Source organism: Streptomyces sp. NEAU-W12 (assembly GCF_026242095.1).
In the GTDB taxonomy this organism is placed as follows: domain Bacteria; phylum Actinomycetota; class Actinomycetes; order Streptomycetales; family Streptomycetaceae; genus Streptomyces.
Genome location: NZ_JAPJDM010000026.1, coordinates 101488 through 108570 on the forward strand (window position 1 = coordinate 101488; position 7083 = coordinate 108570).

The 7083-nt window shown below is 67.7% G+C and carries 9 protein-coding genes; 4 read left to right on the plus strand and 5 right to left on the minus strand.

Annotated features, from left to right (window positions below):
- Genes ORI94_RS28360 through ORI94_RS28370 form a run of 3 tightly spaced genes read left to right on the plus strand, consistent with a single transcriptional unit; the run spans position 1 to position 1819 of the window.
- Positions 1–573, plus strand: a complete 573-nt coding sequence (locus ORI94_RS28360; protein ID WP_266080919.1) for a hypothetical protein — start codon at positions 1–3, stop codon at positions 571–573.
- A complete protein-coding gene (locus ORI94_RS28365) occupies positions 570–1268 on the plus strand; it encodes a hypothetical protein (protein ID WP_266080921.1) in 699 nt (232 codons plus the stop codon). The genes ORI94_RS28360 and ORI94_RS28365 overlap by 4 nt, the downstream gene beginning before the upstream one ends.
- The gene (locus ORI94_RS28370; RefSeq protein WP_266080923.1) at positions 1265–1819 is read left to right on the plus strand and encodes a hypothetical protein; all 555 of its coding nucleotides are present in this window, start codon (positions 1265–1267) and stop codon (positions 1817–1819) included. Before ORI94_RS28365 ends, ORI94_RS28370 begins: the two co-directional genes overlap by 4 nt.
- A gap of 486 nt (positions 1820–2305) precedes the next feature.
- Here the strand turns inward: ORI94_RS28370 and ORI94_RS28375 are convergent, their stop codons facing one another.
- Positions 2306–2614 (minus strand): helix-turn-helix domain-containing protein, encoded by a 309-nt coding sequence (locus tag ORI94_RS28375; protein WP_266080925.1) that lies wholly within the window; start codon positions 2612–2614, stop codon positions 2306–2308.
- Between the two features lie 486 nt (positions 2615–3100).
- On the opposite strand from ORI94_RS28375, the gene ORI94_RS28385 reads away from it, so the two are divergent.
- Positions 3101–3799, plus strand: a complete 699-nt coding sequence (locus tag ORI94_RS28385; protein ID WP_266080927.1) for a Uma2 family endonuclease — start codon at positions 3101–3103, stop codon at positions 3797–3799.
- A 214-nt stretch (positions 3800–4013) separates the two neighbouring features.
- Here the strand turns inward: ORI94_RS28385 and ORI94_RS28390 are convergent, their stop codons facing one another.
- The 4 genes from ORI94_RS28390 to ORI94_RS28405 all read right to left on the minus strand — a co-directional run bounded on the left by ORI94_RS28390 (position 4014) and on the right by ORI94_RS28405 (position 6966).
- Positions 4014–5099: a hypothetical protein gene (locus tag ORI94_RS28390; protein WP_416237914.1), complete on the minus strand. Its 1086-nt coding sequence runs from the start codon at positions 5097–5099 to the stop codon at positions 4014–4016.
- Entirely contained in the window at positions 5090–5761 is a 672-nt protein-coding gene (locus tag ORI94_RS28395; protein ID WP_266080931.1) for a hypothetical protein, read from the minus strand. The genes ORI94_RS28390 and ORI94_RS28395 overlap by 10 nt, the downstream gene beginning before the upstream one ends.
- 202 nt (positions 5762–5963) lie before the next feature.
- Positions 5964–6491, minus strand: coding sequence for a hypothetical protein (locus ORI94_RS28400; RefSeq protein ID WP_266080933.1), 528 nt, complete (start codon positions 6489–6491; stop codon positions 5964–5966).
- Positions 6475–6966, minus strand: a complete 492-nt coding sequence (locus ORI94_RS28405) for an RNA polymerase sigma factor (protein WP_266080935.1) — start codon at positions 6964–6966, stop codon at positions 6475–6477. The genes ORI94_RS28400 and ORI94_RS28405 overlap by 17 nt, the downstream gene beginning before the upstream one ends.
- Positions 6967–7083 lie beyond the last annotated feature (117 nt).

The following is a 7083-nucleotide window of genomic DNA, read 5'->3' on the forward strand; positions in this document are numbered from 1 at the left end:
GTGAGTGATTACCACGCCCTGAAGTTCGGGGAGTTCGTCGACGATCAGGGGACCGTCCACAACATGGTCTCCTCGTCCGTCATCGCCGCTGTTCCCGAGGCCAGAGCAGCGGCGGAGGCCTACGGGCGGGAGGTCCGCTTCGACTTCCTCGACGACAGCGCCGTGCACTGGATGCTGTTCCAACGGCGGGAGGACACGGCGAAGGCCGGCCTCCTCGGTTGTCTGTTCGTCATCCCGCTGTTCATCTTCGGTCTGGGTGCCTGGCCCTTCTGGGACCTGGTCGCATCCCAGAAGACACGCCAGTTCCAGATCGCCTTCATCGTGGTGGATGCGCTGATCGTCGGAGCCCTGATCCTTGGCGCCTACCTCATGCGCCGCCGCACTCTGCTCGACCCCGTCATACGGAACGTGCGCTGCCGGGCCCGGCTCTACCGCAAGATCGCCGGAATCGCCCGCAGAGGCGGCGCCGACATCCCGCGCCTGTACCCCTACTACGGCATGTACGCCACCTCGCGGAAGTTCTTCCCCGAAGCGCCCGACCGTCCTGTGCCCGAGAAGGAACAGTCGTCGTGACGACCCATACCGAACTCGGCGAGCTGGTGCCTACCCAGCCCGCCCCGACCGCCCTGCACACGGACGACATTCACGTGCGCTGGGTGATGCCGGAGATCTTCCACGACATTCCGATCCACGCTGCGGACGACGACGAGGCCGTACGGCTGCTGGGCGAACTGGTGGAGAAGGCGCTTCCGGGCGCCGGTGAAGAGGCGCAGACCGCGCTTGCGGTCATGTGTGCGCTGGGTGTCGACGAGCTACTGGCCGCGGGAGCCGAGTACGCCGGTATCTGCGTCACGGCGATTGACGAGGCTCCCTGTACCGCAACGGTTTTCGCCGCCCTGCTCGACAGTCCGGAGGCTGCGGATGCGTCGGACGCGGCGAAAGCGATCACCGCGAGCCTCCGCCGCCTGGATGACGGCGAGGTGTCCCGGATCGAGCTCCCGTGCGGATCGGCCGTTTCGTACATCGGTACGCGGGACGAGAAGGTCATCGGCGAACTCACGGATTCGGGAGAGGGGTTCACATTCCCGACGTCGTACATACGCGTCTATGTTCCCCTTCCTCACGGCACCACGCTCCTGATGGAGATGTCGACGCCGACCATGCCCGGCTGGGAGATGTTCTCCACGATGTTCGGCAACATCGTCAGCAGCATCCGCCTGTTTCACACCGACGGCTCCCCGCTCATCACCTCGGTGGCGGGCACGTGACCGACGCCGTGCCCGAAGCTCCGCCCTCGGACTACCGTCTCCTCGTTCCCCGTGACTGGTTCCGTGTCGACCTCACACAGGACCGCTGGCGCGGTCAGCTGAAGACCTACGTGGACAAGGAGTTCGCCGGCAGCCGAACTCCTCCGGAGGCCGCGCGTACCGTGTGGGTCGCCCTGCGCAACACTGCCGAGAGCGGTCGTAGCCGCGGCGCTCTGGAGTTCTTCCTCAGGTCGGAGTCACCCGAGGGCTCGGCTCTGCCGGCCTCCCTGCTGATCTCGTGGCCCCCGATGCCCCGAGGTGCGGCTTTGACCCCTGAGGAATTCGCCGGGGCGCTGGCCCAGCGCAGAGGCCCAGGGGCCGACGTCGACATCATCGACCTCCCCGCGGGCCGGACAGTTCAAGTCCGGGGGGAGACGACTTTGGACTTCCACATCCGGATGCCCGGCGACGCCGGCTACTTCCACCTGGCCTTCTCGATGCCACTGAGCGGCACGGACAGCCCCATGGGTGATCTGTGCGACGCCATGGCACATTCCCTGCGGTGGGTGTGAGGGGCGGCGAGCGACCAGTCACCCCTCTGCAAGAGGCAGGACTGTTCACCCGTCACTGCTTCCCGGCTGCCACTCTGCCGTACCCGCACGGCTGCCAGCGTCGTGAGGCGGTCTCTCTCCTCGCGTTCGACGGATTCGTGGATGACGCCCCCGGCCGAGGGCAGTCGCCCGTGCTGCCAGCATGATGAAGTCACCCGGAGCGAGACCGCGTCGAGGGCTGGTTCGGTCCAGTAGTGCGGCACCGGTCCGGTGTTTCCTCACCCGCAGTCAGCAATGGCTGGCAACGATCGAGGTACAGCAGCGAGAGTGCAATCACCTCTGCCATCCGCTCAGGTCCTGCAGCCAACCGGATGCTCCTCGCCAAGCCGTCGATGAAACCGAGGGCGGCCTCGTGTGGCGGGCCCCGCTGTGGCACCGGTCCAGGGCCGCTGTCCGTCTACGGCGTTCTGCTGCCCCACACCGCAAGATGACACCGGGTTGCGCGGATCAGGCCGCGTGATCCTCGAAACGGAACTCGGGACTTGTACGAGGGGCGATGCGGGCGTCGGCGTCCATTGCTGTGACCAGGCATTCGATCAGATCGAAAATGGGGTCGACGCTGCTTTCCTCGATGGCTTCGACGTCTTCTTCGGAGAGTTCGGCACGCCGGGCCAGCTCCGCAACGTTCCAGCCGAGGGCCGAGCGCCGGTCGTAGACGGCCTGGGCGAAGTCCGTGCGGCGACCCGCGGCACGGTAGGCGGGAGCCTCCCGGTGCTCCGGCGGGACGTTCCAGGTGGTGTGGTATCCGCTGCTCATCGTGCTTCCTCGTCCCTACCGTAGACGTCGTGCTCACCAGTTGGTGTGTGCTCCGCCTCGCACACTTTCTTCGCTCGTTGGGCTCGGCGGACTTCCTCTCTCTCGCGCACCCTGGTCTTGCGGAAGACGGTGAGAAGGACCGCGCGACGTCCTGGAGCGAGCCAGTAGGTGACCCGTACTGGACCGATGCACAGCTCTCGCAGTCTCTCCCGAGGTAGCTGGAGAGAGGGCTCACTGACGAGAAGGCGTCCGAGGCATTACTGAAGGCCAAGGGAGAAGCTTCAGGAGCCGCTGCCGCTCCTACGCACGACACCCCGGGCACATCACTGGGCCGTGCCTGAGGCTGTTGGTCCGGGCAGTCCGACTCCACTTTACTGACGGTATGCACCGGAGTGTGAAGGTTTCCGCCTGACGGTGCGGCGCGCTGCCGGGTGCTTCGTGAGCGCCGGCTGGTCGGCCCCGTGTGAGGCAAGGTGGTCTTCGTAGGTGATCCGCTGGACCGGAGCCGAAGGTGTCCGGCGGCGGGCGATCGCATGCCGTGCAGCGACCGGGGCCGGGCCGGGCAGGCTCTGGTCGGGCGAAAAGGCGGTCGTTCGCGCCCCGGCCAGCCATGATGCGGGGAGGAGGTGTGCTGCTGCGTCCGTGATGAGTGAACTGATCGAGCGGGATGCCATCCCCGAGGGATACAAGGTCGAGGTGTTCGCCGGCAGAGTGATCATGACGCCACGGAGCCCGGAACAGGACTGGACCGTTTCCGACGTCAAGGACGCGGTCAAGGCCTCCGGCATCGCGCGGAAGCGTGTCTTCGGCGACGTACTCATCACGTTCCCCGGGGAGAACGACGCTGCGCCGGACCTCACGATCGTCGACTTCGACGCCGAGCGCAGGAAGACCAGCTACTCGTGTCTCGACGTGCTTGCGGCGGTCGCGGTGCCGTCCGAGTCGGAGGGCGAGAAGGACTACGTTCGGAACGTCCAGAAGTACGGTCGCTTCGGGATCGATTTCTACATGATCGCCGATCCTTTCGAAACGACGGTCACTCTGATGTCCGAGCCGCACGCCGTGGGGTACGCGCGGGTCGTCGAAATTCCGTACGGTGAGCCGGTCAGCTTTACCCCGGCCGCCGGGGAGCGGGTCGAGATCGGCACAGGGGCCTTCCCGACGTGTGAGGCGGGCGGAGCATGATCCCGGACCGGCGTGCATCAACGGGCCTTGGGTCAAGGCCCGTTCGCTGACAGTAGGCGCCCATAAGCGATGCGGGGTGTCAGTCCCCGAGGCCTTGAGAAGTCTTCTCTGGCCGGCTCTGCATTCTCCTGGACTGGGGGAAGGTGAAAGCAGCCCCGGGCCTGGCCCCGCCCGTCACTTACCTTCTCCGCTGCGCGACTTTTCGGAGCACTGATCACCGGTTGATGGACTGGATTTCTTGGACCGTAACTGCCTGGTCGTTGCCGAAGGTGCCGTCGGGCAGGTCGCCGCCGGCGCCACCGGTGCCGGTCCAGGCGATTTCCCAGGTGATGGTGGCCTGGAGATCGTAGGTGCCGTCGCCGGAGGAGCGGAGGTACGTGATGCCGCAGGGCGGAGTCCGGTCGGCCTTGCCCTTGGCGTAAGGCTCACCGATGGAACCGTCGGCGTTGATGGTGCACTCGCCGGAGGCCGGGTAGGTCTCGGCGTCCTCGGTGCCCGGCTCCAGTGTGAGGGACACCGGTTTGGCGGTCGTCGTGGCCTGGATGGCGAAGCCGGGGACGTTGATGGCCGCTGTGGCCTGGACTTCGTCGAAGACGGCTTTGTCGAGCCAGGCCCAGGTCGGCAGATTCACCTTCGTGGTCTCCTCGGGGGCGAGGCTTACCTCGGTGTCGGGGAGCTGCATGTGCTGGTAGGCGAGGGCGGCGAGTATCTCCGGGGTGATGGCCTCCTCGTACTGGGGCGGCGGGGCCTCGCCGTTGTCGACCCAGAAGGGGAGGACGGTGCAGGAGCTCCGCTTGAGGACATCAGGTTCGTTGGGATTCTCGACACCGGCCCAGAACATCCCCTCGCCATCCTTCTCGACGTTGTAGTCCTTGTAGCCGGGGGTGTCGGTCCATCCGTACTCGTCCTCGTAGTGGCGCTCCATCTCGTTGACCGCCGCACCCGCGTGCCCTCCCATGCCGGGTGCGCCCTTGGCGTCCTTGATATCCTTGGACATCTTTCTCTTGAAGTCCTCGGCGCCGAGGTAGGGGGCGTACCAGCACGGCGGCGGAGCCCAGTTCACGTCGGAGGACGTTACGTTTCCCGTGCTGCCGTCCTTGGCGACGGATCCGGAGTACTGGATGCGTGCGGCGGCGTAGATGCCGGTGTCGTCGCCTCCGCCTCCTTGTTCGGTGCTGGCGCCCTTGTCGGAACCCACTGGTTTCGCCGCATAGGAGGGTCCAGTGAGGACGAGGGTGCTGAGGGCCAACGTCAGTGTCGCGGTACCGATGAACCTACGAAGTGTCCCCGTCACCGGCACTTCTCCGCCTTCGTCTCGACAAACACCTTGGACGCCTGCCACAGGCCGTCGCCTGTGGGGTGCTTGACCATGATGATCTTGTAGTAGTCGAAGTCTTCAATGCTGGGCTCGGTCTCGAGGACCTTCTCGGTTTTGATTTCCTTGCCGTAGAACTTGCCCGAGTCCGCACAGAACGCCACCTCTACCGACGTGCCATTCTCGGCGGACCGGGTGGTGGCGTCGTAGTGGCGCAGTGTGCCGGTGGCGGTCCAGCCGCCTTCGATCCAGGCGTTGACCTGCGTTTCCGCGTAGCTCAGCCCTTCACCAGTGGCATAGGCGGCCACGGACGCGTCCTCGGTCGTGCGCTTGTCGACGCCCCGGTAGATGGCACGGAAGAAGTTGGCCGCGTCGGACATGGCGGCCGCTTCATTCTGGTCCTTCGGCTTCTTCCAGTCGAAGACCAGGTTCATGTCCGCGGGCAGGGACACGTCCACGCCGTCCGGCTTGTCCTCTGCCGGTGCTCCCGAGGGCTCCGCCGACTTCGTCGGCGCCTCTGTGTCCTGGTCGGCCCCAGCGATCTTGTCAGCGGCCTTCCCGCTGTCGTCCCCACCCCCGCAGGCGGTCAGAAGCAGGGTTGCGGCGGCGGCGAACGCGGCAGCAACGGGCAATGAGCGGCGCTTCACAGTGACTCCCCGTGAGACAGATGTGCAGTCAAGGGCCATGACGGTATCGGTGTGGTTCTCGGTTTCGCCACAGCGAACCTGTGCGGCCTGCACTGTGCGCAACTCCGGACGGTGGCACAGCCGTCGGCGCCCCTGCCCGCGAGTCCGCTGCGGCTTCAGCCGGGGTGTGTGCCCTCTCCCTCTCGGCGCTCTCCCGGAGCCCTCAGCGCCGGGTGCCGGCCGAGGGGGCCGCCGTGTCGTCGGGGCGGAGTGGTGGCGGCTCGGTCGTCGGCGGAGCCGTCCTCGTCGACGATCCGGTCGGGGCCCTGGGTGTTGCGTCGGCGGGGGCCGGCAGGCTGGTCGGGGCGGTGGTCGGGGTCTGCGGGACGGGGGTGGGGCGGACCGCCTCCTGCGCCGTACTCGGGGCCGGGTCCGGTGCCCGGGTCGGCACGGTGGACGGTGTCGGCACGGTGGCCGGGCTGGTCGCGGGCGGCGGTGGGGCCATGGGGGGTGTCGAGGGGCCGGGGGCGCCGGAGGTCGACAGGCGCAGCGGCAGTACGACGAGTGCGGCGACACCGCAGGTGACGGCGGCACCGGCGGCCCCGCGCAGCAGCTTGCGGCGGGCCGCGCCGCGACGGATCGCCTGGTAACGGCCGGGTGGTGGGCCGAGGTGCTCCGAGGGGGGGCGCAGGATGACGGCGAGCGGGTCGTCGGGGTCGAAGTCCGGGCCCTCGTCAGAGTGTGTGATCAAGGCTCCTCCTCAGGTGGGCGCGGAGCAGTTCGCGGGCCGCGTGGAGGTCGGCCTTGACGGTTCCCTCCTTGCGTCCGGTCAGGACGGACACCTCCCGGATCGGCATGTCGGCGTAGTAGTGCAGCAGGATCGGGACGCGCAGGCGCTCCGGTAGTGCCTGCACGAGCAGGCGCACCGACGGGTCGGCCTGTTCGGGCTGTGGGCTCAGGGCGGCCTCTGTGGTGGCCCGGCGCACGGCTCGGCGTTCCCGCTCCAGTTTGCGCCAGTGGTCCCGGACGAGGTTCGCCGCGGTGACGTAGAGGAAGCCCCGCGGTTCCGACACGCTGGTCCAGCGGGCCCACAGCCGCGTGAACGCCTCCGAGGCGATCTCGTGGGCCGTCTCGTCGTCGTCGACCAGCCGGCGGCACCAGCCGGCGAGACGCGGGTAGAGGGCGGCGAAGAGCTCGGACGCTGCCTTCTCGCGGGACCGTTTCAACGTTCTCCATGCTCGTGGGGGCGCTCGTGGGGAAGTGTCGAGGTTTCCGGGCCGCCGGGCCGGGGGGCCGCCCCGCCCCGGCGGGCGGGACCCCGCCGGGCGGCGGCGGGGGGGGGG